The organism is Micromonospora sp. NPDC003944, from assembly GCF_053605225.1.
The window spans coordinates 94,214-118,419 of sequence record NZ_JBSGIV010000010.1 but is presented as its reverse complement, the minus strand read 5'-3'; the positions used below and the strand labels follow the sequence as shown (position 1 = coordinate 118,419).

The following is a 24,206-nucleotide window of genomic DNA, read 5'->3' as shown; positions in this document are numbered from 1 at the left end:
TGAGGAGGCCGATCGAACTCATCGGCAGTCCGGGACTCTGCGGCCAAAGCCCGGTGAGCCGTGATGATCCGGCCTTGCCCCGTTGATACTGCTGGCGGGTACTGCCTCGCAACCGCCCGCCGGTTCGTGCTGGTGACGCCTCGTACCCATCGCAATGATCGTCGGCCGGAGCAAACATTATCGGCGGCATGAGCGGGCGCCAGGCCGCCCCTCACCGTGTATGTCGGGTCACATGACGACGCGGCACTCGGGGCAGTTCACGCTACTCTCGTCCGTGCTTGCCCCGTCGCTACTGTTGTCCGTGTCTTCGCCGCAGCCGGTCCTGTCCCGTCGCGATCCAAGGATTAGCAGGTGAACGACCACGGCCTCGTCGAGGTCGCCATCGTCATCCCCGGCGAAGTGGCCGTGCGGGTCGATTTCGTCGGCGTCGGCCTCTTCGCCGCAGATGGAGCAGGACTCGCTTGCCATAGGTGTCGCCCGATCTCGTTCGGAACTTGCTGATGTCCGGGGTCGCAATGGTCCCACCTTTGAGCCAAACGACGGTTACCGCCCTGGGCGGTGCACCGACGGCGAGGCGTTCGGCACGCTACCCGAGGCCGCGACCTCCCTATATAGGAACGCCTAAATCGATGACCCGCGAACCTCTGGGATCCTAGGCAAAGTACGCGCTTACTCATCGGCAGAGTCGCTCGCTTTGGTCCGTCGCTCGCTGCTATGTACCGGAGCCATGTAGACGGCGAGGATGTAGTTGGGGTGCCGGTCGAGCTTCTTGCGTGACCGGTCGTAGCCCATGGTGGTCTTGGAATCGGCGTGGCGAGCGGCGATCTAGACGTCGCAAAGACTGGCGCCGGCACCCGGCATGGCGCGGCGCGTCAGGGCGGTCAGCTGTCTCGACGATCGAGGAGCGCTTCCAGTTCCTCGATCGTGATCAAGCCATCTTTGATCGCGCGGACGGTCAGCTCGGACTTCGTGGAGGCACGCCGGCCGACGTAGTCGTATTTGACCCGGACGCGGGTGATGAATTCGTCGACGGTGCTCTCTGTAACGAACATCTTGCGGGCGACCTCGGCTTTCGAGTCCAGCTGCAACCAGAGCAACAAGGCCTCCTTTTCCCGCTCGGACAAGCGGGGCTGTTTGGGGTCGACCAGAATCGCGCCGCCTAGCTTCGGCGTGGTGTAGGTCTCGCCGATCGCGGCCGCCCGCACGGCCCGAATCAGGTGGTCCTTCTCCTCGCTCTTGGCGATGTATGCCAGGGCGCCTCGGTCGATGCACTGCACCGCTGTCTCCTCGCCCTCGTACATCGTGTACACCACCACATGCCGCCTCGACTCGACGAGCCGGGTGATCGTGTCGAACTGGTTCTTGCCCTCGACGAGGAGATCGAGGATCACCACGTCGGCGCTGCGGCCGGGGCCGGTCCAGGCCAGGGCTACCTGGCCACCCGCCTCGACCAGATCGATCGGGGGGTCGGCCTCCGCGCACCACTTCCGGATGCCCTCACGCATCCCCGCGTGGTCCTCGATCAGTACAGCGGTCGTCAACCGGTCGCCCATTGCGCTTCCACCCAGGTCGTGTCGTCATCCGAGGTGGCAGTGACCTGCACCGCCGGATGCGTGGCCGGGAACGATCCCATGATGCTGCAGTCGGCCCGGACGCTGACGGACAGAACACCGCCGATGCAAATTACGACGATCCGGGCCTCGGACCACGCCGCGGTGATGGCCGGGAGCACGGCGTCGGTGAGCGACCGGCGGATTTCCGACGGCGGGTCCGGCCAGCTGCCAACCGTGAGCAGGTCGACCTTCACCCCTCGGCGCGTGGCGACGTCGGATGCCTGCTCCAGGAGGTGCTTGAGCGGCTCGGCGGCGGTATCGGCTTCGGCGAAGAGCCGGCGCATGCGTGCGGCTTCGATCAAACACTCCTGTCTGACCTGCTGATCCGCGGGATCCAGCGTGCCGTTGGCTAGCCCTTGCAGCAGGCGGCCCGCGGATTCGTCCAGCGCGGCGAGGCGCGCCTGTCGGTTTCTGTGGATGCGCCTTAAGCTCTCCTCGGCCGTACGCCTCTCCTCCGTCTCATAGGCGGCCCGGGCCGCTGCCTGGGCCACCCCGCGCAGCGCGACCGCAGCTATTCCGCTGGCAAGCGGATACCCGATGGTGCCCAGCGAGCCAGCGGCGAAGTTGAGTAGGACGTCGCGGGTACCGGCTCCGGGCAGCAGGATCGCGGCGAGCGTCACCGCCTCGTGCATGCCGAGGAAGGCCGCCAGGTAGCCGAGCGGCCGGTCCAGCAGCAGGATCACACCCATCCAGCCGAGCGCGCCGAAAATCCAGTCCGCCGAGGTGACCGCGGCGCCGGAGGCCAAAAAGGCGCGAGCCAGCACGTCGGCCGCGAGGACCACGGCGAGCGCCGGCCACCGCCAGCGAGACCAGCTGCGACGCCGGGCGGCAAGTATTGCCTCGGTGACGACAATGGCGCTCAAGACGGCGTACGCGATGATCTGCGGCCATAGCGGGTGGTAGCGATCGAGGTTGCGCGCAAAACTCAGCGGCAAGATCAAGATGACCGCGGCGATGGTAACCACCGCGATCCGCAGGCCGTGTTGCAGCCGCCGTGTGATCTCCGCTAGGTGTCCTTGCTCAGGCATGGGTCCACCGCAGACGAACGGTGGTGCCGCGCTGGGGATCCGACTCGATGGCGGCGCACCCGCCGATCTCGGCCATCCGGCCGCGAATCGACTCCCGGACACCGCGCCGGGTCGCGGGTATTCGCTCCGGATCGAAACCGTGGCCCTCGTCTCGGATCTCGACGATCACGATGCCCCCGTCCTCAGCGACGTGCACCTCGGCCGACCCCGCACCGGAATGCCGTCTGACGTTGGTCAGCGCCTCGATCGTCGCGTTGGTCATGGCTCGCGCAGCGTTCGTCGGCACAATCAGCTGCTCAGCCCCGGTGCGGGTGACCGGAAGCCGCGCTTCGTCACAGGCAACTGCGAGTAGGCCGCACAGATCGGTCCGGGCCGGCGGCCGTTCGTTGGCCGGCCGGCGCAGCACCGCCAGATCACGTTCCGCTTGCTCGCGGATCCTGGTATCGGCCAAACCCAGGCCGACCATCAACAGTGTCGTCGCCGGGTGATCGTGCAGGTCTCGGTTGGAGGCCTGCTCGTCGGCGAGTTCCAGCGCGGCGATCCGGCTCTGCCGCCGGGCGGTCTCCGCCTCGGCGATCGTCTGGTCGGCCAGCTCGCCGCCCCGGTGGACCAGCGTCCAAAGCAACCGGGCCAGGCCTGTGACGAACACTGCCCAGCACGCCGTTATCACGCCGTCGATCACCGAACCCTCGGGGCGCCCGGTCGCCGTCCCGACGACCATGCCAATGATGACGACGAGGCCGGCGAGACTGCCGGACATCCGCCCTTCGTAATACTGATACGCGACGCAGGCGAAAGTGCAGAACGGCACAATCCATGACTTTCCGCTGCTTAACCAGCCTGCCGAAACAAGCCAGCTCGTGGCAAGAGCCAGCGCCGCCAGCGCGCATGCATCCACTGCGGTGACCCAGCGCGGCGGGTTGCGGAAGACCTGGCGGGCGTAGAAGACGCTCCAGCCCGCGAGCACCAGCGAGGCGGCGGCGCAGGCATACCGCATCCGCGGCGAATCAGCGGCGGCTATCGCGACCACTGCGGTGATCGGTAGCGTGACTACTCTGATCACGGCGGCGTAACGGCGGCCAGCTGCACGAAGGCTCTCGACCGCGTCACCGGAGTGGGCGAGTAGCGCGGTTTCTGGAACCCGATCATGTCGGACGTGCGGCATCAGAACCCACCCGTCGTCAGCAACGTGTGCGGGCCAACAGTATCGGCGCAGTTCACACCATTGTGTGGGGTGAACACAGGACGCCGGACAACCACCGCAGCGATCACAATCGACTCGGCGGCCCGCGAGGGGGTGAGGCCGCCCGGCTCCCCGAGCGCACCGTCGCGTCAGGAGCCGTCGAATGACCGCTGGAGGGAACGATCTCATGAACGACAGATCTTGGCGGGCCACAGCGGCCCGCCGTAGGGAACCGCACGGTACGACGCGTCTCGCCAGGCGTCGGCTGGCCACCGTGTTGACCGCAGGCACTCTGGCGTTGGCCGTTGTGCCCGCCGCCTCCGCCGAGGCCGTCACCGCCGCTCAGCATGACGAGCAGATTCGCTATGCCAAGGAGACGATGCTGCTCAGCAACCGGCAGTTCGCCGAGCGCAAGGCGAACTTTGTCGCTGCGGACTGCGGGACGCTGGACAACATGGACAAGTGCCGTAAGCCGGTGCCGTACAACCAGTTCGACTGGGACACCGACAGCTGCAGCTGGCCCACGCCGGAGAGCTGGCGCAAGCTGTTCCACCCGGCCTGCCAGCAACACGACTTCGGCTACCGCAACTATGGCAAGAGCCTGACGCTCGGGCGGCACGAGGACACCCGCCGATGGATCGACGACCGGTTTCGCGTGGAGATGAAGTCGATCTGCAACTACCGCTTCAGCGACTGGACGCAGTACGCGAACTTGCAGGCCTGTTTCAAGGAGGCTGATGGCATGTACGCGGTCGTCCGGAACCTAAGCGACTGGAGCAGGCCGCTTGCCCGGCCCGTCGCACAGCAGACGCCGGCCGCGCCAGCCGCGCCGGCCACGTTCGCGGAGACCACCGGCAGTGTGACTCATACATGGACGAATCGGCAGAACGCGGGCGGCTCTGTCGGACCAGTGATTTCGGCCGGAACCACGGTGCAGGTCGCCTGCCGTGCCGATGGCTTCCGGGTCGCCAACGGCAACACGGCCTGGTACCGCATCACGTCGAGTCCGTGGAACAACACCTACTGGGCCTCCGCCGACGCCTTTTACAACAACGGAAGCACCTCCGGCAGCCTAAGGGGCACGCCGTACTTCGACAACAACGTCCCGGTCTGCTGACCACCACCGAGCTGCGGAGAACCGAGATATGACCACCCACATCGGCAGCGGCCCGGCGCCATACGGCGGCGGGGACACCCTCGGCACCGTGCTGGGCCTCGCCGGTGTGGTGCTGGCCGTCGCTGTCATGCTGTTCCAGCCCGCGCTGCCCTACGAGATCAACAGCTCACTTGGGATCGCGCTTCTGGTGTGCTCCTCGGCCGCGCTGGTCTGGCTGATCAACCTCGGCGTGCGGTGGCGCCGACAGCAACAGCGCCCCCGGGGGTTCCGGCGTACCACCGCGATCACCGGTGTTCTCGGGGTGCTGTTCATCCTGGCCGCCATGCAGGTCCAGGAAACCGGGGTCCGCACCGCCCACTGCGAGTTCGGCGTGCACGGCGTCGGGCACGGCATGGTGTGGGCCAAGGTCGAACCCCGCGAGCCCGGCAAGAAGTACCAGATCACAGTGTTGTGGGCGGGCTGGACCGGCCGACCGGATCCGGTCGTGCTGAACCAGGCCACGTTTTTCACCTTCCTCAAGCGCGACGTCTACAGCCCGGCCGCCGACGTCATCACCGACCACGACGCGAAGATCACCTGCGGGGACGGGCGCCCGCCGGCCGACGAGGACCAGATCCATCTCGTCGGGGCGGACTGGATCCATGGCAAGGCCGAGCCGGTCGCCCGGCGCTGATCACTACCCGAAGGGTTCGCCTGGCGGCCCACCCGGCGCCAAGCCAGCTGCGAGCGCGGGTGCCACAAGTCAGGGCCGCGAGGGTGCCCGTCCGGGTGTACAGAGCTGATCGGGTGCAAACAGCTGCGAACCACCACGGTGCCCGGATATGGCCGCGTGGTGCGGTCAAACGACGTGTGCTGGGGTCAGAGGTGCCCCCCCAATACCCCTACAGAGGGCTGAGGATCGATGACAAGCCTTGATCACCGTGTAGCGGCGTTAGGCAGCTCAGCATCAAGAGCCACCAACCGACGACGAGCTACCGACCGTAACTGTCGGTAATAGAAGGACCGAGGTTCAGGTGACGTGAGCCGGGCTATTGCCGACTGACGCTGGTTGCGTTCCTGGCCCTGCTGGGGAGGCGATCGGGGGCATCGTCGTCGAGCCCTGCCTCCGACAGGAGGCGCAGGTAGCGGCTCTGCAGTTCGGTGGCCGCTTCGTGGTCACCGTGAGCGGTGAGCGCGCTGCGGGCGCGGGCGTGTAGGTCTGCGTTGTACGGGTCGATGCGGAGGCCCGCCTGCAATACGGCAAGGCCGCGCTGCGGGTCGGGTTCGGCCTCGGCGAGGGCGGCGCAGGCGTCGATGACATACCGACGGGTCGCTTCGCGAACGGGGTCGAGCCATGGCCAGATGCGTCCGGCGGCGACGTCAGCGGGGTAGGCGTCGAGGACGGCGTGCCAGGCAGCGGTGGTGTTGGTGACGGCGGTGGCGGCGTGGTGAATGGCGGCTTGCAGCTGCCACAGGTCGACGTTCAGGTATGCCGGGTTGAGGCGATAGCGGTCGTCGGTGTGTTCGATGACGTGCAGCCCGCTGGCATCACGGATGACAGTGCGGAGTTCGCTGAGGGTGGTGTAGAGCCGTCCGGTGAGAGACCGGCGGGGGACACCGGGCCAAATGGCATCGGCTAGCTGTGAGGTGTTAGCGCCGGTGGGGTGGCTGGTGGCGAGGAAGACGAGGATCTGGAGGGCGGCGCTGCGCCGGATGGTGAGAGGTTCGCCATCGACGAGAAGGGTGGGCTCGCCCAAGACACGTAGACGAAGCCGCCGAATGGATGCATCGGGCCGGCTGCGGGGCTCGCCTCGGGTCGCCTGCCGCGGCAACCTGGTTTTGGGTGGCACCACGTGCGGCAGGGGAGGGCCTGGAGGCGGTGCCGGGTCGGGGTGGACGATGACGGCGAGCAGGTCAGCCGCCGCCACCTGGTCCAGGACACACAGTCGAGTTCCAGGCTCTTCGGGGCGCAAGGGGTCGTGCAGATGGCCTGTCGGGGCGGCCTGCCAGGTCGGGCCCGCCGGCCATCCGCCCAGCACAACGACCCGGCCACCGGCCGTGGCCGCCATACCAGCGAGGTCTCTGACGTCGTAACCGTCGCACTCCTCCTTCAGCAGGAGGACGATCCTCGGTGAGGGGGCGGACTCGACGAGCCGGGTTACCTCGTGGATGGTCTCCACGGTGGTGAGCCGTGGTAGACGCCGGTCGAGTGCCTGCGCGTCGCCGCCCAGGAGGCTGGTCAGCGTTGCACTGGTGGTGACCAGCGTTGGGGTGCGGAGGTGGTGCCCGGCCAGCAGTGCAGTGATCAGCAGACCTCGGCCGATCGATAGCGTCCCTGGTCCGCTGACGCCCAAACCGCTGACCGGGAGGGCGCCGACAAGTGAGGCGAAGCTGCCCGAAGGCTCCGACGCAACCGACGGGGCGGGAGGGTCGGCGAAGGCTGCCTGCACGGCCGCGACGGTCGGGGGCAGCCCTGCGGCGTCAAGTTCCTCGCGGCGGTGTGGGCCGGGTGGGCGGGGCTGGTAATCGCGGCGGCGGCGTAGCCAGACGAGGGCTGCGGCAGCAGCGACCTGCTCGGCGACCTCATCAGGCAGCCAGCCGCCGGCCAGGTGAATCCCGTCATCGCTCGCTGCCATGTCGTTATGAATGGGGCTACCCCCGTCGGAATCCTCGGGCATCCCTGCCGCAAGCGGAGGCGACGGCTGCGGCGGAGCGATGGTGACCGTGTTGGTGGCGACGCCGAATACTGCGGCTCCCGCCATTCCGCTTGCCGTCGCCTGCAGCGGCGTCGGCAGCGGAAGCCGGCGCAGCCATCCCACGGTCGTCCGCAGACGGGTCAAGACCCGTACGGCGACGGTGTAAGCGAGCAGCAGCCACAGCAGCCACGCTCCGACCGTTAACGCGGCGGTGAGGCTCTGCTCGGTCAAGGGCTGCTGCACCCACGCCCGCACCTGCTCCGTGCTCGGCCACCCGCGTATGGGTGGGCCGATCAGGAGTAGCAGCACCACCGGCGGACCTGTCAGGAGCGCGAGGACGACCAGCAGCGACATCAGCTGGCGCGGCCACCGCACCTCACCCACCCCCGCCCGAGGGCCTGGCACCCGCTGAGCGCTGGGCAGCGACAGGGCTCGTGGTGGCGGGGCGGATGATGCGGGTCCACAGTCGGGCTGCCCACCACATCGCTACGGCCACGGCGTAGCTGACGCCGAGAATGCCGGCGGCCTGCCTGCTGACGATCGCGGCGCTGATGACCGCGACGGGGGCGCCGAGGATGAGGCGGAACATCAGCGGAGTCACCAGCGCCATGACCAGCCCGACGCCGAGGAGAAGCCCACCGACGCGCCCAGAGATGTCGATGAACAACAGCCGGTCGGGCCACCTGTCGGCCGTCAGCGAGTACTGGATCAACCCCATGCCGAGCGCTGCGGTGACGATCGATCCGGTCGGTGCGGCCAGCAGCGCCGACCAGCCGCCGTGCGGGGCACGCCATTGCCGGGCGGCGACCACCGCCATCGCCACGGCCATCACCACGATCGGCGTGATGGGCCATAGGGCCCATTTTAGGAAGGGACCTACGGGTTCGCCGAAGTACTGGCTGGTGACGACCGCGTAGAGGCCGGCGATCGCCGCGCCGAGGCTGACCGCGGCGAGGATGCCGATACTGACCTTCCCGCCCTCGGTGCGGGTACTCGGGGAGGGGCTACGCGCGGCGATCAGGGAACCGAGGACGGTCCCGGCGGCGAGGCAGGCCAGCAGGGCGAACACGGCGGCCATCGTGAACTCGCCCCAGTTCAAACTCACCGAGCGGTAGACGTTCATCAGATTGAACTGCTCGGCGGTCAGGAGAACCTGCCAGATCAGGGCCAGCGACGCGAAGCCCGGCACCGCGATCGCCACGGCCCGTCGCACCGGCGGCACCGGCACCTCCACCAAAACCGCCGCCCCCGCATGCGCGGCGCCAGCGTCCGCAGCACCCCGAGCGGCCACGAGCTGAGGCTCGGGAACAACCGTGGGGGTGATACCCGTGCGCTCGGCGACAACCGCGTCCAGGTGCGGCAGGTGGGCGCTGCCGCCGACGCAATAGATCCCGGCCAGGTCGCCGGGGGAGAGTTCGGCGGCGGCGATGGTCTCCCCGACCAGCTCCGCCACGCGTCGAATTGCTGGCAGAGCGGCTTCGACGAGCATGGTGCTGTTCGCGACGACCGGTGCTTGCCCGGCGAGCGGCACCGTGACGGCAGGGTGCGCGCCCAACGTCTCCTTCGCAGCGCGGACGCTCTGCGTCGTCGCCCAATCGCCCATGCCGTCGCCGGGTGCGTCCCGGCCGCCTGTCAGAGCGGCGGTCAAGGCCAGGTCGACGGCGGTGCCGCCGGCGGCCGGGTCAGCGAGGGTCGAGAGGACCTCAAACCCCGCCGGGCCGCGGCGAAGTACCGTTACCTCCGCGCCCGCGCCGACGTCACAGACCACGATGAACGCCCCGACCGGCAGCTGCAGACCGCTCGCCAATAGGTACTCGGCAACGGCTACCGGCGCCTCGACGAGACGCGGCTGCGCAAGACCCGCCCGATGCGCGGCCTGCCTCATCCAGGTACGCCGACGCGGCCCCCAACCCGCCGGAACCACCAGCCGCACATCCCGCACCGGCCCACCAGCAACCCGCTCGGCCTCGGCCGCGACCGTCCGCAGCGGCGCCGCCGCCAGCACGAGTGCCTCCACCGGCGTCTCGTTGACCGTGACGTCGTCATCGACGGCGCGGCGAGGGCTCGGAATAAATCTGCTCGGCTGATCCACGGCGGCCTGCCACGCCCGCTGTCCCGTCCGCACCTCCCCATCGGGGCCCACGTGCACAGCGCTGGGCAGATACGGCAGCCCGTCGAAAGAGAGCGCAGACGCGCTGCCATCAGCCCAGACCAGAACAGCCACGGTGCTGGCGTCACCACAATCGATCGACAGCCGCGCTTCCCCCGCCTGCATACACACAGTCAAACATGAAGATCTCGTTCACGTCATCTGTTGATCACGCAGAGGTAGCTCGGTGCCGCCCAGCCTGTCCGGTGATGCCGCTACCAGGCGAGCGGTCGTCGCTGGAAGTAGAGTCCCCCGGTCGGGCCGTCTGACGGCAGTGTGGCAAGCCATACGAACGTGTCCGCAGCTTCGTCGGGCGTGGAGTTCGCCTTTCCGTAGGCCAGGCGAGTGTCGACCTTTCCCGGGGACGCCGCGTTCACCAAGATGCCGTCGTCCTTGAGCTCAGCTGCGAGGATGCAGGTTAGTGCGTTCACCCCAGCCTTGGACACTCGGTAGGAGACACTTCCGGTTCCCATCTCGCCGAAGGTGCCCATGTGGCTGGTGACGTTGACGATCCGGCCGTACCCGTTCTTTCTCATCTCAGGGATGGCTGCGGTACAGCAGCGCCAGGTCCCCGTGATGTTGGTGTCCAGGGTGGCTCGCACCTTCTCGATGTCGGCGCTGGCCGCTGCCTGGCCTCGGTCGATGGCGATGCCGGCGTTGTTGACGAGGATGTCTAGCCGGCCGTACTGGTAGCTCACGTCTGCCATGGCACGAGCGACGCTTGCCGGATCGGCGATATCTAGTTGCTGGCCGGATGCGGAGAGTTCATCCGCGAGTAGCTCATCGGCGGCCCGATGTGCGGCTTCCTCGGTGCGGGCGGTGACGACCACGTGGGCGCCGGTCTCGGCTAAGGCGCGGGCGATGGCTTTGCCGAGTCCGCGATTGGAGCCGGTGACAACTGCGACCCTATTGGCCTCGCTCATGTCAGCAGACTACGCACGCGTTCATCCAACGCCCCTGCGGCGGGGTGTCGATGCGCCACGAGGCGACCATGGATGTCCAGCAAGCGGCGATGGTTGCGCACGGATCGGGTGGCGACGACATCTGGAGCAGCCTGGGCAACGAGGCTGCACGCCTGCTCGACATCTCCGAGATTCAGTACGGAATCAGCGCGCCAGATCAGATAGGTTGCGCGGTCCCGGCTGCGCTCGGCCGGTTGGAGTGCGAGGGTCTGCTGAAGCCAGTAGTCACTGGCATGGTGGCGCTGCAGGAGTAGGTAGCAGGCCGCAACCTGGGCGGCGTATTCCGCATGATCAAAGTAGCTGGCCCAGGCTGGGCTTGCTTCATCATCAGCGCGTGACATCTCTGTGTCGGCCTCTGCGAGTCGGCGCTCGCACGCTACCGATTCACCAAGCACTGCGTGTGTACGAGCCAAACGGGTAGTGAGCATCGCTCGCACGCGGGCGGGCGCGTCCTTCGCCCCAGCTCGCGCAGCATCGGCCAAACGGAGGGCCTCGGTGGGGCGTTCCGTGTCGACCCGCTGAAGGCTCATGCACTTCAGGATGTTCGCGCCTGCCGCTCGGTCGGCTGCGGAGTGGGCAGCGTGGAGGGCCGCAAACCAGTAGCGCTCGGCCGCCGCGTGGAATCCTGCATCGAAACTAGCCCAACCAGCGATCCGCCCCAACTCGGCGGCGACAACCAGCAGGCGGTTGCCGGCAACCTCCGAGTAACTGCTGTGGCGCAGGAGATCCGTTACCAGCCGAAGCTCAGCGTCAACCAGTGACCGCACGCTCCCGCCGCCGAGGCTGGCATCCATGCGGCGCAGGGCCGGCAGTCGCTGTTCAAAGCAATCTAGGAGGTCTGTGTCGACGCGGCCTCCCTCAAGCGCTGCGTTGATCTTCGGAGGCTCGGTTGCGAGCCACCGTTCGGCTATCGCAGCGGCTAACCCGGCCTGCATGATCAGAAACCCTCGGCGATCTAGCACTGCTGGTCCTGCAGTGTCGTCAAGCAAGGCGACTGCTCCGTTGACGGTCCAGGGCGCTGACGTGCTGATCGCGGGACCGGTAGGGAGCCAGTGGGGCCACCCGAGCGCCCTAACTGTTTGCCTATCGACGCCGAGTTCGTCGGCCAATGCGACCTGTGAATCCTCATCCGGCACCACGCCCCATCGCTCCCAGCGCCAAGCCTTCTCGCGCCGGGCTGCAGTGTTTAGACGGCGCGCGATGACATCGACGAGATCTTGTTGCGTCCAGCTTCGCTGTTCTCGAACGTAGCTCAACGGATGCACCAAGAGCTGACTCCGTGGCGATGGTGTCCGCGTCATCCTGCCTCCCGATCGTCGCCGTCACTCTAGTCCGATCCGGTCAAAGAAACGTGCTCTCAGCTGCGGAAACTGCTCAGATTCGTCATGAGACAACAGCGAGACAACAAGCTAGGCGTCGATTTGCTCTGGTCGTTCGGCTTTCCTGAACGGGCCAATCCGTTTCGGTGTCGACCGGTCGCTGTCGGTGATTGGACCGCGCAGAACCCAGGTCGCCCGGCTCGGCGGTGAGCAGGGGAGGTCCGCCCTAGAGGCGCTGGCGAGCCTCCTGCATGGAGGAGTCAAGTTGGGGCCGAGAGAGGGGTGGCTTAAAGATGCACCGGAGAAAGTGGTTTGTTCCGGCCGACGATAGGTCGTTCGATCCCGGAGGCAGCAACGTGACGCGGAATAGGGCTATCGAGGCACGGGTAAAGACGTGTGCGGAAGATCCGAAGCCCAGGCGGGTGGTGCTTAGCGTTGGCCGCCCACCCAGGACCAGCCGGCGCGATGGCTGACCTGGGGCTCTCGCTGGCGGTCGCCCTCGCCTCGCATGGCCGAGCCGCCGACCACTTCTGGTCGTTTATGGAGGACCGCAGTGTGCGGCTACTCCCGCACCAGTTCGCGGCGGTGTTCTTCTCGACGCTTGGGCAGTTAGTCGCGGGTCGGGGTGATCCGGCCGGTCGGCGTGCGGCGTTGGCGGTGTTGGGTCGGATGTACCGTCGTTTTGATCTTCAGCCCTATCACGGTACGGCCGTTGCGGCGGCGTTGGTCGATACGGTGCGCCGGTTCGCGGGCGAGGGTTGGGAGCCCGAGCTGGCGGGTCAGTGGGAGGTGGGGTGTCGGCGGGCGCTTCGGCTCGCGGAGCGGGCGGCGGGGGTGTTGGGTGATGGTCCGCATGTGACGTTCGGCGAGGTGGAGGCGTGCGAGGCGGCCTCTGATGGTGTCGCGGTGTTGACTGTTCGGCCCTTGCGGAGGCTTCGGTATTTGCCTGGTCAGGCGATGCCGGTGTGTACGCCTCGGTTGCCGGGGTTGTGGCGGTGGTATTCGCCGGCGAGCGTTCCGCGCCCGGATGGGCGGGTGGAGTTCCACGTTCGTGCCGTGCCGGAGGGTGTGGTTTCGCCTGTTCTGGTCGAGCGGGTCGCGCCGGGGGAGCTGTTGTGGCTGGGGCCGGCTTCCGATGTCGGGTTGTCGCTGGAGGCCGCTGGTGACGCCGATCTGCTGTTGGCGGCTGGGGGTACTGGTCTCGCGCCGTTGCGGGCGTTGGTCGAGCAAGTTGCCGCGTCGCCGGGCGGTCGGCGGGTGACGTTGGTGGTGGGCGTGGGGACGCTTCTGGACCTCTACGACGCGGTCGCGTTGGACAAGCTTGAGCAGGCGCATGGTGACTGGCTCACGGTCGTGTTGGCGTTCTCGAACGACCGTGATGTGGAGCCCGCAGCGCAGGGTGATCTGCTCAGCTTGGCCCTGTATCACCATCAGCCGGGGCAGGCGTTCTACGTCTGCGGCTCACCGCGGTTGATCGAGGCAGCGCGGCACCGGCTGCCAGCCGCAGGGGTCGCCGCGGACAGCCTGCATCTCGCTGCGACTTTCCATCGCGCGCTCGATTCGGCGCTGTGGGTGTCTCGCCAACGCTCAGCGCACGCTGTCCACCTGGGAACCGGGCTGGAGACGGCCGGCGACGGTAGCTCGCTCGGCCAATTCCGGGGGGAGGCGCCATGAGCTTGATGGAGACGGCGGTCCGGCGCGCGACCGGCGAGGACGTTGACGCTTTGTCCTCGGTTATGGCTGACGCGCTGATGGCCCAGCCCATTGGGGTTTGGCTGGTTCCTGATGTGGCCAAGCGTGCAGTGGTTCTGCGTCGCTGGGCACGGCTTGTGCTGTTGCAAGGGCTGGAGCGCGGTCGCGTCGATACGACCGACGATCGGGCGGCGGTGGCGGTCTGGTACGCGCGGTTGGAGCCGCCCCCGCCGGCTGCCGCATGGGTGTACGACCTGCACAGGCTCCTCGGCCGGCACGCGGGCCGGTTCGCCTTGCTGCACGCCTGTGTCGATGGGCTGCGTCCCCACCGTCCGCATCACCAGCTCGCTCACATCGCGATCCGTCCTGGGTACGAGGATGCCGCGCAGGCGTTGCTGGCCGCCCATCACCAGACCCTGGACCATGCGGGATTGCCGTCGTGTGCGGAGTACAGCGGCGACCGGCCCGGAGACGGACTGCTCGCCGAAGTGGGTTATCAACCGCGCTCGCCGGTCCTGCTTGCGCCAGGAGGTCCGGCTCTGTGGCGGATGTGGCGCCCTCAACCTTGCGACGAGCAGCCCTGCCGATCGGCTGGTGGTGGGCTGCCGCGACGAGTCCGCCTGGACCGCACCGCGACTCCTTTCCTTGGCCGCGTCATCCCGGGCGCACCGCCGCGTTCTCGCTGACCGCCCAGTAAGGCACCGACTTTCTTACCTGCTGGCGGCGACGTTTCGCCGGCGCGGCACGTCATCACACCCTCATACCGAAGGAAGGCACCCCTCATGCTGACCCGAGCCGCTCCGCCCACCACCGCACTGCGACCACGCAGTCCCGCCTTGGGGCGCTGGTTGAGGTTGCCAGCGCGGATCGCGGCTGCCGGTACCGGCACTGCCCTCACGCTCGCAGGCGACCTGGCGTCGTCGGAGTACGCGTGGGGTTATGCGATCCGGCGCGAGTGGCCAGACGGGGCTCACGACCTGTTCGGGTTCACGCCCGCCGCCGGCACCGCGATTCGCCGGCTCCAGCGCGACCGGAGCTTCTGGCGTGGTGGCCCGGTACGGCCGACGGCGGTCTACCTCGTGCCCGCCAATGCCGCCGATGTGGGCGCGCATCCCGTGGATGGCTGCCGTAGGTCGGGGTGCCCGGACTCGCCGGAGCGGGGGCAGCGGTGAAGTCGGCGCAGGTGCAGGTGGGTCTGGCGCGGCGGACCCTGACGCCGTTCGGGTTGTGGATGTTTGGGGCGGCGGCGTCGGCGCCCATGGTGGTGCTCACCGGAGGCATCGTTGGCACCTATGCGACGACGAAGGTGGTGGCGCTGCCGCTGACCTTCGTGATCGTGGCAGGAACGGTGGCGCTGTTGGCGGTGGGGTACGCGGCGATGGCGCGCCAGCTCGGGCACCCGGCGGTCTACTACGCGATCCTCGCGCACGGGTTGGGCCGGAGTTGGGGTGTCGCTGCCGGCATGGTCGCCCTGGTGGCCTACAACGCGATCCAGATCAGCCTGTATGGGCCGTTCGGGGCGACGATGGCAGCCCAGCTCGGCGGCGCGTGGTGGGTGTGGGCGGGCCTCGCCCTGGTCGTCGTCGGAGTGCTCGGTGTGCGGGCGATCATGTTGTCGACCCGGGTCTTGGCCGTCGTGCTGGCCGCGTCGTTGCTGATCGTCGCGGCGTTCGTCTTCGCCGGGGTGGGACAGCCAGCCGGCGGGGAGGTGTCCTGGGACGGCTTCCACGCCTCGGGTCTGGCGGTCAGCGGGATCGGCGGCGCGGTCGCCTTCGGCGTAGCCGCGCTGATGGGCTTCGACGCGCCGGGGTCGCTCGTCGAGGAGGCCGTCGAACGTAGGTCAGTTGGCCGGGCCACCGTCGGCGGGGCACTCGTTCTCGGCGGGGTGTATGCCGTTGCCGCGTTCGCGATGGGGGTGGCGGTCGGCCCGGACGTCGTTGGGGAGGTGGCCGCTGATCCGGCGTCCGGGTTGCCGTTCTCGGTCCTGACGCGCCTGGGCAGCTGGTGGACGGCCCTGGCGAACGTGGTGCTGATCTTCGCGATCGTCACGTCGATGCTGGCGTTCCATGCGGTGCTCGCCCGGTATGTGTTCGCCATGGCCCGGGAGAAGGTACTGCCGGCGGGTCTTGCCCGGACCGGTAGCGCGACCCGGGTTAGTGCGCCGCGTGGTGGGTCGTTGATGCAGACGGCCGTCGCGGCGGTGGTGGTGGGGGTGTTCGCAGTCAGCGGTGCTGACCTGGTGGCGGTGATGTTCACGTGGCTGTCGGCGTTGGGGGCGATGGGCCTGCTGTGTCTGCTGCTGGCCGCGTCGGTGGCCGCGATGATGGCACCGGCCAGGGTGCGCGGCCCGCAGGCCGGTGCGTGGGAGTGGCGGCTCGCGCCCGCCTTGGGTGTGCTCGGCGGGTCGGTGGTGCTCGTGCTGATGGTCGGCAACGCCGGCTCTCTGCTCGGTGCCGCGCCCGGATCGCTGTATCCGTTCCTGCTGCCCGTGATCCTCCTGGCCGCCGCCGTTGCGGGCGGAGTGTGGGCCGGGCATCTGCGCCAGGCCCGCCCGGAGGTCTACGCCGGCATCGGCCGTGGCACACCAAAGAGACATGCCGTTCCCGACGCCATGAACCTCTCGATCTGAGGAGGGCGATGATGAGGACCCACGCGGCTACGTCACCTGGCGGGCACTACGGCGTCGACCCCCTGGACCCGCGCTGGCGAGCGGGCTACCCGCCCGCAGCGCCACCTGCCGACCACCCCGAGCCTGCGGTCACTGTGCCGCCGCCCGGCTACGGCGCGGCACCTGTCCCCACCGGGTACCAGCGGCCACCCGACGCCGCCGTTCCCCCGATCCCGCCCCCAGGCCCGGCCGGCTATGAGCACCGCTCTGCCGACGGCGAGGTGCCGGCTGACCTGCGCTGGGCGGACCTGCGCCTGCAGGTCGTGTACCGGTCCAAGCGGCTGAACACCGGCCACCTTATTGAAGCCGATCAGGCGTTCGGGGGGCGCGGCGCGGTCGGCCCTCACGCGTTGATGCTGTTCTTCGTCTCCGACGCGCCCAACGAGCCGCACGGCTACCGCTTGCACACCGCCCACCGCACGTGGCCGCAGTCGCCGGACTCCGATGTCTTGCCGCAACTGCTCGCGGAGATGGCTGAGGTGGCCGCGGACAACATCGCCTCCATCGGACGCGAGTGGAGTCCCCTCGGTCCAGAGGGTTCCATGGTCAACGGCGGGGACATGACCCTGCCTCCAGGTGCGTGGTACGTCGGTGTGGGTGTCAGCACCCTCGATTCGGACCAGGGCCGTTGGTACCAAGTCGCCCGGACATTGCGCGAAGCCGCCGCCGCTGGCCGCTACATGTCGGCGTTCAACCTCAAAGGTCAGTGCTATGTCCTGTTGACCGACGGCACCGCCCTGCACCTCGACCGCGACCCGCAGGCCCGCCTCGGCGACGACGGCGTGCGCTGCAACAAAACCCTCAACCCGGACCGGATCACCTACTACAACCCGTACGAGCGCCTCACCGAGCAGGGCGACGACGAGACCCGCGACATCTGGCGGCAGCTCACAGCACTGCACCACACCCTCACTACGCACCTGCTCGCGGGGCGGCGGGCGTGACCGGTCATCAGAGCCTCAGCCTCGGCGACGCTGCGGACCTCAGCCGCGCGCCGATTGACGTCACGGCCGTGCTCGACCACCTGATCCAGGAGGCCGAAGCCGCCGCCGCGACGAGCATCGGGTTTCCCGGCGCCGTGGACCTCGATTACGCCGAGGTCATGACCCGCCTCGGCAACCGGCTGTGGAACAACATCGGTGACCCCGCGGACCTTGGCGGAGTTGCCGATACCCGAGTGCTAGAGAGGGCCGTCATCGGCTGGGTCGCCGACGCCCTCGCCATGCCGCGAGATGACCGGTGGGGTTACGTCACCACCGGCGGCACCGAAGGCAATCTGTCCGCCCTGCACACCGCCCACCACCGCCACCCCACCGCCCGCATCTACTACTCGACCGCCGCCCACTACTCGATACCCAAGATCGTCCGGATGCTCGGGGCGCGCGGCGTCGCGGTCAACGCTGACGCGGGCGGGGAGATGGACTACGCGCACCTCGCCGCGCAGGTCGGCCGCCGGCGACGCTGGCCCGCGATCGTGGTGGCCACCGCTGGCACGACCCTGACCGAAGCCGTCGACGACACCACCTCCATCCGCGCCGTCCTCGACGAGCACCAGGTAACCGGACACCTTCACGTCGACGCGGCCCTGTCCGGCATCCCCCTCGCACTCGACGGCCGGCTCCGCCTCGATGACGACAGCGGCATCAGCAGCATCGCCATCAGCGGACACAAATTCCTGGGCGTGCCAACGCCCTGCGGGGTCGTCCTCATCCGTGATCACGCCCGCCACACGGTGAGCCACATCGCCTACACCGCCGCCCTCGACACCACCATCACCGGCTCCCGCTGCGGCCTGGCCGCCGCCCTGCTCTGGCACGCCATCGCCACCCACGGCCACGAAGGGCACCGCTGGCGAGCCACCCAAGCCCGCCGCCTCGCGGCTTACACCGTGGATCAACTGAACGCCGCCGGCTGGCCCGCCTGGCGACACCCGCACGCCTTCACCGTCGTCCTGCCCACCCCGCCCGAGCAGGTGCGCAAGAAGTGGCTACTCGCCACCGACGGAGCCACCAGCCACCTCATCTGCATGCCCGGCGTCACTCATGGCCAGGTTGACGCCTTCGTCGCCGACCTCACTGCCATCGCGCCACCGAGGCCGATCCCGCGCCCCGGGCAGCGACCGCACCACCAGACCAAAACACACGAATCGTGTTAGGAGCACCGCAATGACGACCACCCACAGCGGCCAACTGCGCCCTGCCCCGCTGCGTGAACTGCTCGACCCGATCATCCGGCAGCAGCTGAACCGGCTCGACATTCAACCCGGCCAGCGCGTCCTGGAGATCGGCGCGGGCGGCGGTGAGGTCACCGCCGACCTGGCTCGCCTCGTCGGCCCTCGCGGCAGGGTCACGGCGGTCGACAAGGACACCACCTACCTCAACCCAACAGGTGTCATCGACGTTTATCAGCGGGACCTGAACGGTGACGACCTTCCGGGCGAGCCCGACAGCTTCGATGTCGTCGTGGCCCGGTGGCTGCACGGCGAGCTGCCACACCCCGCAGAGGCGCTGGAGCAGATGATCGCCCGGCTGCGTCCCGGTGGCTGGCTCGTCCTGGCCGACGTCACCGACACCCCGCCACGAGTCTTCTGGGCAACCGACGGCGACGTGTGCCTGATCCACACCGTCATGCGACGCGTCTACCACACCATCGCCGGACTCGACGGTGCCGGCACCTGGACGGCCGACACCCCCGCCCTGCTCGTCGTCAAGGGCATGCCGCAGGTCTGTACCCACGCGTCCACCGAGACCTGGACCGGAGGCGGCCCCGGGTGCCAGCTACTCGCCAACGTGGTCGACGACCTCCGTCCCGTCCTGACCACACCCGAGGTCACCGATGCCGACCTCGACCGGTTCGTCACGCTCATGGCCGACCCAAACGTTCTCCTGGGCTCCTACGAGGGCAGGGCTATCCACGCCCGCAAGGCAACCGAATGACATGCGCCGCACGGGGCGCGGGCAGGGTGCGATCCGTCCGGCTGAGTCTGTGGCAGACACGACGAAAATCAACGCAATCTCCTATGTCAGGAACTTGGGCCACCGGCAGGCCGCCACCTACAACCAGCCATTTCCGACCCGGGTAGTCGCCGTGCGACGACTACCCGACCGGTTGCCGCTCATCGAAGTGGGCGCGGCGGCCGGTGCCGGCCGGCGGCAGGGGTGCCCCGTTCCCCTGCCGCCCCCGGCCTGACGCGCCGCAAAGTCTGTGCCGGTAGCTGCGGGGGCTACCTGCCCACCCATCATCCCACTCCCTAGGAGGGTCCATGAACGACCTGCTCGTCGCCAACGACGACCCGTTCCAGCTGGACGTCCAGATCGTCACCGAGGGTCCCGTCGCCGCTGCACTGTTGGCCGACACGGACGACGGCTGCGACACCCAGAAGAACGGCGACTGCTAGTCGCTTGTCCTTGCCGGTTCCGGTGAGCGACCCGAACGTTCACCGGAACCGGCGACCCCCTGCAACCGAGCAAGTTCCCGTGTGAGGAGTGGATCGTGGCGGCGAGAAGCAGTCTGTACCGGCATGTTGATGCCGCCACGATCCGCATCGCCGCGCACTCGTGGCGAAGCGGCAGCATGCCGTGGCCGCATCGAGGCGATGCCCCAGGCATTGATGGCTGGCTGCGAGAGACGTGGAAGCGCCCCGGCGCGGCCGAAGCCGTGTGGACTGCCAGTCCTGAGTTCGCTTTCCGGGTCGAGGCGGTGTGCGCTGGCGGGACATTCGATGCCGGCCGCGGCTGGCGGATGGCTCTGGCACTTGCGCGGTACCTGGTGCGTGCTCAGCGGCGGGCAACGCCCTTTGGGTTGTTCACCGGAGTCGCCGCACTGCGCTTCGACCGGGCTGCCTCGGTCGTACCGTCAGCGACCTCGACCCTCCGGGTACGGCCGGACGCGGGCTGGCTCGCGTCTCTGATCGCACGGCTCGAAGCCGACCCGCATGTGCGCCGCAACCTGCGGGTGCAGGCAAACAACCTCACGGTGGGACAGGGACTTCGGCTCGCGGTAAGGCGCCGGCCGCACGCCTCGCTACCAGCAGATGGCACCTCTTCGGTGAGGAACACGGCTGCCGTGCGGCTGGCCGTGTCGCTAGCCGCCGCGCCGGTGCTGTGGACGGAGTTGGTCGACAAGGTGACGGCCGCGTTCCCACGAACTCCGCCTGGGTCCGCGGACGCGCTGGTTGCCGATCTGGTCGACCACGCTGTGCTGATCTCCAGCCTCCGACCGCCGTCAACCTGCACCGACCCGCTGCGACACATCCTGGACCAGCTCGACGCGGTGCAGGATGACCACCTCAACGAACAGCAGCCTGTCGCGGCTGCACTCGAGTCGTTGCACGTCGACCTGGGTGGCGTCGCAGCCGGTACGGCACATCTGCGTGAGGTGGCTGACCGGATGCGTCGGGTGGCAGCGGATCCACAGCCAGTCGCGGTGGATCTTCGGCATGCGGATCAGGTCACCCTGCCGCTTCAGGTCGCTGTCGAGATCGTGAGCGCTGTGGGTGTGCTGCGACGCTTGACGTCCCATCCGGGCGGTCGGCCGGAGTGGCGCGCGTACCGTGCCCGGTTCGTCAACCGCTACGGCATGACGGCGATAGTGCCGCTGGCTGAGGTGATCGATCCCCTGACTGGGCTGGGCTACCCGGAGCACTTCACTCGTGCGGCCGAAGCACCCCCAGCCTCGTTGTCAAGCCGTGACGAACGGCTCTTGGCACTGGCCCAGCAGGCAGTGATCGACGGCGTCCAAGAGGTGAAGCTCGACGACGCAGCCGTGAAGGCCCTGGCCAGCTCCGCGCCCGAAGAGGGCCACATCAGCCCTCACGTCGACGTCACGGCAGAGATCCGCGCGGCATCGCTGGACGTCTTGGCGAAAGGGCGCTTCACGATCGCGGTGACCGGCGTTGGCCGTTCGGCGATGGCGACGAGCGGACGCTTCCTCGACGCGCTGCCCGCTCCGGAGCGGGAGCGAATGTGTAAGGAGTTCGCGCGGCTACCCGTTGCGGTGGACGGGGCCATGCCGGCGCAGTTGAGCTTCCCACCACACCGTCTGCATGCGCAGAACGTACTGAATGCCCCGCTGGTCCTTCCGTGGCTGATTTCCTTGGCTGAGCATCGTCCAGCAACCGAGGATGTCATCCACATTGGTGATCTTGGTGTGGCTGCCGGCCGGGATCGACTGGTGTTGGTGTCGATGTCGCGGGGGAGGGTGGTCGAGCCGATGGTCGCGCACGCCGCCGCCCTGCACACGATGCCGCTGCTCGGTCGGTTTCTCGTGGAGTTGCCCCGAGCGATGGACGCCCGGCTGAAACCATTCGACTGGGGCGCGGCTTCCTGCCTGCCCTTCCGGCCCGCCCTGCGATACCGGCGGACTTTGCTCACGACCGCCAGGTGGCGCATCGACCCGGCCTGCCTGCCCGCTGCGAACGCGAGCGACAGCGAATGGTTCGCAGCCTGGGACGTAGTGCGTTCGAGGCTGCGGCTGCCCGGGTGGGTGCAGGTCGGCAGCGGCGACCAGAGGCTCCGGCTGAACCTCGATCAGGCCATGGACCGGTCCCTGTTGCGTGCCCACCTGGACGCCAGCACCGAACCGATCACCGTGGTCGAGGCGGCGGGTCCGGAGGACTTCGGGTGGCTGTCCGGGCGTGCTCACGAGATCGTCGTGCCGGTCGTCTCCACGGCCGAGCCCGCCGTGGCGCCGGCCGTCGTCTCCGCACGGGGCTCGGGGCCGCCGCCCGCTCCGGCCCCGCCGATCATGCCCGGAGCAGGCGGCATCGTGTCGGCGTCGTTGGCCGTCGAGCCGCCAATGATGGAGCTGGTCTTGCTGCGCGGGCTGCCAGCGCTGCTCGCCGGCTGGCCCGAGCCGCCGCTGCGGTGGTTCGTCCGCCTCCGACGTCCCATGTCGCACCTGCGACTGCGGCTGCACACCGAGGATTACGGCCACGCGGCCGTACGGGTCGGCCGGTGGGCCGCTGCCCTTCGACGGCAGGGCCTTGCCGGAGACCTGAGCCTGGACACCTACCATCCCGAGTCAGGCCGGTACGGAGACGGCCAGGCGCTGGTCGCCGCGCACGAGTTGTTCGCCGCCGACTCCACCGCAGCCTTGGCGCAGCTCAGCGTGCAACCCGAGCGTCAGGTCAACCGGCACGTCCTTACCGCCGTGAGCATGATCGATCTGGCAGCCGCGATGCTCGGTAGTCGCAACGACGCATGCGAGTGGCTGGTCGCCCACCCGGAGCAGGCCGGGCCGACGCCCATCGGCCGGTATCTGCTGCGCCAGGCGGTCGCCCTTGACCCGACCGTCCTGCCGGAACAGGTCCAGCAGGCATGGCAGGAGCGATCCCGGGTCGCAGCCGGCTACGCCGACGCGCTGTCCGCCTTTCGCGGCCCACGGACCCCTACCTCCGTGCTCACCTCGCTGCTACACCTGCATTTCATTCGCACTCATGGTCCCGACGAACGTGCCGAGCAGGTCACGCATCGGCTCGCTCGCCATATCGCGCTGGCGACCGTACGCCGCCGGGTCCGCGCGGCAGGAGCGTCTCAATGACTGCTGTGCCGCTTGCGAGTCCACTGCTACGGGCAGCCGAAACGATGGCCTCGTGCATCACCGACACCCTGATGAAGCCGCCCCCTCCGGCCTTCACGGCGGATGACTACGGGTCACGAAGTACCCGCTGGCACGCCCAATCCCTATCGCGAGGTGCCGCCGGGGTAGCGATCCTGCACGGCGTGCGCGCCCAGACGGGGCACGGAGGATGGGAACCGGCCTACGAGTGGCTGCGACACGCGACCGCTGACACCCTGAACAACGGCAGCGGAGCAGGGCTGTGGTTCGGTGCGCCGGCAGTCACCCACGCGCTGACCACGGCCGCGCCGCACGCCCATCCGGCATCCCGCGACGCGCTCGACTACTCGGTCGCGGATCTGACCAGACGGCGTCTGGCCGCCGCGGAGGCCCGCATGGCGGCATGTGCCCGGCCCACGCTGTCGGAGTTCGACCTCGTACGCGGGCTGACCGGCCTCGGCGCCCACCTGCTACGCCGCGAACCAGACGGGCAACTGCTCCGGCAGGTGCTGACGTACCTGGTGCGGCTCACCGACCCGGTCGACATCGACGACGAGGCTGGACGGCTCGCGCCAGGCTGGTGGAGCGGCGACCCTTCCGATCCCGACAGCCCTGCATCAGGCGGGCACGCTAACTTCGGCATGGCGCACGGAATCACCGGCCCCTTGGCGCTCCTGGTGCTCGCCATGCGCGACAACATCCTGGTGCCGGGACAGGCCGAAGCAATGGGCCGGATCAACACCTGGCTGGACGATTGGCGGCAGACCAGCGCAACCGGACCATGGTGGCCAGAGAGGATCACGGCAGCCGAGCTGCACGCCGGCAAGCCTGCGACACGCGGACCGGCTCGGCCGTCCTGGTGCTACGGCACCCCCGGCATAGCCCGCGCGCAACAGCTCGCCGGGATTGCCCTCGGCGACCTCGTTAGGCAGCGAACGGCGGAAGATGCCCTGGCCCGCTGTCTGGCCGACCCCGTTCAGCTCAACCGACTCGTCGACCCATCGCTGTGCCACGGCTGGGCAGGACTCGCCGCAACGGTTTGGTACGCCGCTGTTGACGCCCGCACCACCAGTCTGCACACCCACATGTCCCACGTGATGCGCCTGCTGATCCAGCACGCCACCGACGCCACCCCGGCGCGATCCGGCCTGATCGCCGGCCACGCCGGAGTCGCTCTCACCCTGCACACGATGGCCACCGGCACCGACATCCGCTGGGCAACCAGCCTGCTAATCCACTAGA

The 24,206-nt window shown here is 68.6% G+C and carries 19 protein-coding genes; 11 read left to right on the top strand and 8 right to left on the bottom strand.

The features are described from left to right. Positions 1-228: 228 nt before the first annotated feature. The 4 genes from ACWER9_RS07600 to ACWER9_RS07585 form a co-directional block, all read right to left on the bottom strand. A complete protein-coding gene (locus tag ACWER9_RS07600; RefSeq protein WP_452301017.1) occupies positions 229-468 on the bottom strand; it encodes a hypothetical protein in 240 nt (79 codons plus the stop codon). A gap of 413 nt (positions 469-881) precedes the next feature. After that, positions 882-1,553 (bottom strand): response regulator, encoded by a 672-nt coding sequence (locus ACWER9_RS07595; protein ID WP_452301016.1) that lies wholly within the window; start codon positions 1,551-1,553, stop codon positions 882-884. Beyond that, positions 1,538-2,641 (bottom strand): hypothetical protein, encoded by a 1,104-nt coding sequence (locus ACWER9_RS07590; protein ID WP_452301015.1) that lies wholly within the window; start codon positions 2,639-2,641, stop codon positions 1,538-1,540. Before ACWER9_RS07590 ends, ACWER9_RS07595 begins: the two co-directional genes overlap by 16 nt. Further along, positions 2,634-3,806, bottom strand: a complete 1,173-nt coding sequence (locus tag ACWER9_RS07585; protein ID WP_452301014.1) for a sensor histidine kinase — start codon at positions 3,804-3,806, stop codon at positions 2,634-2,636. Before ACWER9_RS07585 ends, ACWER9_RS07590 begins: the two co-directional genes overlap by 8 nt. A 292-nt stretch (positions 3,807-4,098) precedes the next feature. Here ACWER9_RS07585 and ACWER9_RS07580 point away from each other — a divergent pair, with 292 nt between their 5' ends. Then, entirely contained in the window at positions 4,099-4,941 is an 843-nt protein-coding gene (locus ACWER9_RS07580; RefSeq protein WP_452301013.1) for a phospholipase A2, read from the top strand. A gap of 28 nt (positions 4,942-4,969) precedes the next feature. Then, entirely contained in the window at positions 4,970-5,614 is a 645-nt protein-coding gene (locus ACWER9_RS07575; RefSeq protein WP_452301012.1) for a hypothetical protein, read from the top strand. A 355-nt stretch (positions 5,615-5,969) separates the two neighbouring features. On the opposite strand, the gene ACWER9_RS07570 is transcribed toward ACWER9_RS07575, so the two are convergent. From ACWER9_RS07570 to ACWER9_RS07555, 4 genes are all read right to left on the bottom strand, one after another. Then, on the bottom strand, positions 5,970-7,991 hold the full coding sequence (locus ACWER9_RS07570; protein WP_452301011.1) for an AfsR/SARP family transcriptional regulator: 2,022 nt from the start codon (positions 7,989-7,991) through the stop codon (positions 5,970-5,972). A gap of 1 nt (position 7,992) precedes the next feature. Beyond that, a complete protein-coding gene (locus ACWER9_RS07565; RefSeq protein ID WP_452301010.1) occupies positions 7,993-9,741 on the bottom strand; it encodes an Hsp70 family protein in 1,749 nt (582 codons plus the stop codon). Positions 9,742-9,980: 239 nt separating this feature from the next. Next, complete coding sequence (locus tag ACWER9_RS07560) at positions 9,981-10,688, bottom strand: SDR family oxidoreductase (RefSeq protein WP_452301009.1); 708 nt, start codon at positions 10,686-10,688, stop codon at positions 9,981-9,983. Further along, entirely contained in the window at positions 10,685-11,662 is a 978-nt protein-coding gene (locus ACWER9_RS07555; RefSeq protein WP_452301008.1) for a transcriptional regulator, read from the bottom strand. The genes ACWER9_RS07560 and ACWER9_RS07555 overlap by 4 nt, the downstream gene beginning before the upstream one ends. Positions 11,663-12,511: 849 nt before the next feature. Here ACWER9_RS07555 and ACWER9_RS07550 point away from each other — a divergent pair. The 9 genes from ACWER9_RS07550 to ACWER9_RS07510 all read left to right on the top strand — a co-directional run bounded on the left by ACWER9_RS07550 (position 12,512) and on the right by ACWER9_RS07510 (position 24,205). Next, on the top strand, positions 12,512-13,720 hold the full coding sequence (locus ACWER9_RS07550; RefSeq protein WP_452301007.1) for an FAD-binding oxidoreductase: 1,209 nt from the start codon (positions 12,512-12,514) through the stop codon (positions 13,718-13,720). After that, positions 13,717-14,424 carry an N-acetyltransferase gene (locus ACWER9_RS07545; RefSeq protein ID WP_452301006.1) on the top strand — a complete coding sequence of 236 codons (708 nt, stop codon included), beginning with the start codon at positions 13,717-13,719 and terminating at the stop codon, positions 14,422-14,424. Before ACWER9_RS07550 ends, ACWER9_RS07545 begins: the two co-directional genes overlap by 4 nt. Before the next feature lie 497 nt (positions 14,425-14,921). After that, positions 14,922-16,367 carry an APC family permease gene (locus ACWER9_RS07540; RefSeq protein WP_452301031.1) on the top strand — a complete coding sequence of 482 codons (1,446 nt, stop codon included), beginning with the start codon at positions 14,922-14,924 and terminating at the stop codon, positions 16,365-16,367. Between the two features lie 260 nt (positions 16,368-16,627). After that, on the top strand, positions 16,628-17,350 hold the full coding sequence (locus tag ACWER9_RS07535) for a hypothetical protein (protein ID WP_452301005.1): 723 nt from the start codon (positions 16,628-16,630) through the stop codon (positions 17,348-17,350). Then, positions 17,347-18,561 carry a histidine decarboxylase gene (locus tag ACWER9_RS07530; protein WP_452301004.1) on the top strand — a complete coding sequence of 405 codons (1,215 nt, stop codon included), beginning with the start codon at positions 17,347-17,349 and terminating at the stop codon, positions 18,559-18,561. Before ACWER9_RS07535 ends, ACWER9_RS07530 begins: the two co-directional genes overlap by 4 nt. Before the next feature lie 10 nt (positions 18,562-18,571). Further along, entirely contained in the window at positions 18,572-19,342 is a 771-nt protein-coding gene (locus ACWER9_RS07525; protein ID WP_452301003.1) for a class I SAM-dependent methyltransferase, read from the top strand. Between the two features lie 326 nt (positions 19,343-19,668). Next, positions 19,669-19,803, top strand: a complete 135-nt coding sequence (locus ACWER9_RS07520) for an FxLD family lanthipeptide (protein WP_452301002.1) — start codon at positions 19,669-19,671, stop codon at positions 19,801-19,803. Between the two features lie 95 nt (positions 19,804-19,898). Continuing rightward, the gene (locus ACWER9_RS07515; protein WP_452301001.1) at positions 19,899-22,946 is read left to right on the top strand and encodes a lantibiotic dehydratase; all 3,048 of its coding nucleotides are present in this window, start codon (positions 19,899-19,901) and stop codon (positions 22,944-22,946) included. Beyond that, positions 22,943-24,205 (top strand): lanthionine synthetase C family protein, encoded by a 1,263-nt coding sequence (locus ACWER9_RS07510; RefSeq protein ID WP_452301000.1) that lies wholly within the window; start codon positions 22,943-22,945, stop codon positions 24,203-24,205. The genes ACWER9_RS07515 and ACWER9_RS07510 overlap by 4 nt, the downstream gene beginning before the upstream one ends. Position 24,206 lies beyond the last annotated feature (1 nt).

Bases quoted from the DNA above. Each gene is read 5' to 3' on its own strand.
- ACWER9_RS07600 (WP_452301017.1), bottom strand. From the start codon at position 468: ATGGCAAGCGAGTCCTGCTCCATCTGCGGCGAAGAGGCCGACGCCGAC.
- ACWER9_RS07595 (WP_452301016.1), bottom strand. From the start codon at position 1,553: ATGGGCGACCGGTTGACGACCGCTGTACTGATCGAGGACCACGCGGGG.
- ACWER9_RS07590 (WP_452301015.1), bottom strand. From the start codon at position 2,641: ATGCCTGAGCAAGGACACCTAGCGGAGATCACACGGCGGCTGCAACAC.
- ACWER9_RS07585 (WP_452301014.1), bottom strand. From the start codon at position 3,806: ATGCCGCACGTCCGACATGATCGGGTTCCAGAAACCGCGCTACTCGCC.
- ACWER9_RS07575 (WP_452301012.1), top strand. From the start codon at position 4,970: ATGACCACCCACATCGGCAGCGGCCCGGCGCCATACGGCGGCGGGGAC.
- ACWER9_RS07560 (WP_452301009.1), bottom strand. From the start codon at position 10,688: ATGAGCGAGGCCAATAGGGTCGCAGTTGTCACCGGCTCCAATCGCGGA.
- ACWER9_RS07555 (WP_452301008.1), bottom strand. From the start codon at position 11,662: ATGCAGGCCGGGTTAGCCGCTGCGATAGCCGAACGGTGGCTCGCAACC.
- ACWER9_RS07550 (WP_452301007.1), top strand. From the start codon at position 12,512: ATGGCTGACCTGGGGCTCTCGCTGGCGGTCGCCCTCGCCTCGCATGGC.
- ACWER9_RS07545 (WP_452301006.1), top strand. From the start codon at position 13,717: ATGAGCTTGATGGAGACGGCGGTCCGGCGCGCGACCGGCGAGGACGTT.
- ACWER9_RS07525 (WP_452301003.1), top strand. From the start codon at position 18,572: ATGACGACCACCCACAGCGGCCAACTGCGCCCTGCCCCGCTGCGTGAA.
- ACWER9_RS07520 (WP_452301002.1), top strand. From the start codon at position 19,669: ATGAACGACCTGCTCGTCGCCAACGACGACCCGTTCCAGCTGGACGTC.
- ACWER9_RS07510 (WP_452301000.1), top strand. From the start codon at position 22,943: ATGACTGCTGTGCCGCTTGCGAGTCCACTGCTACGGGCAGCCGAAACG.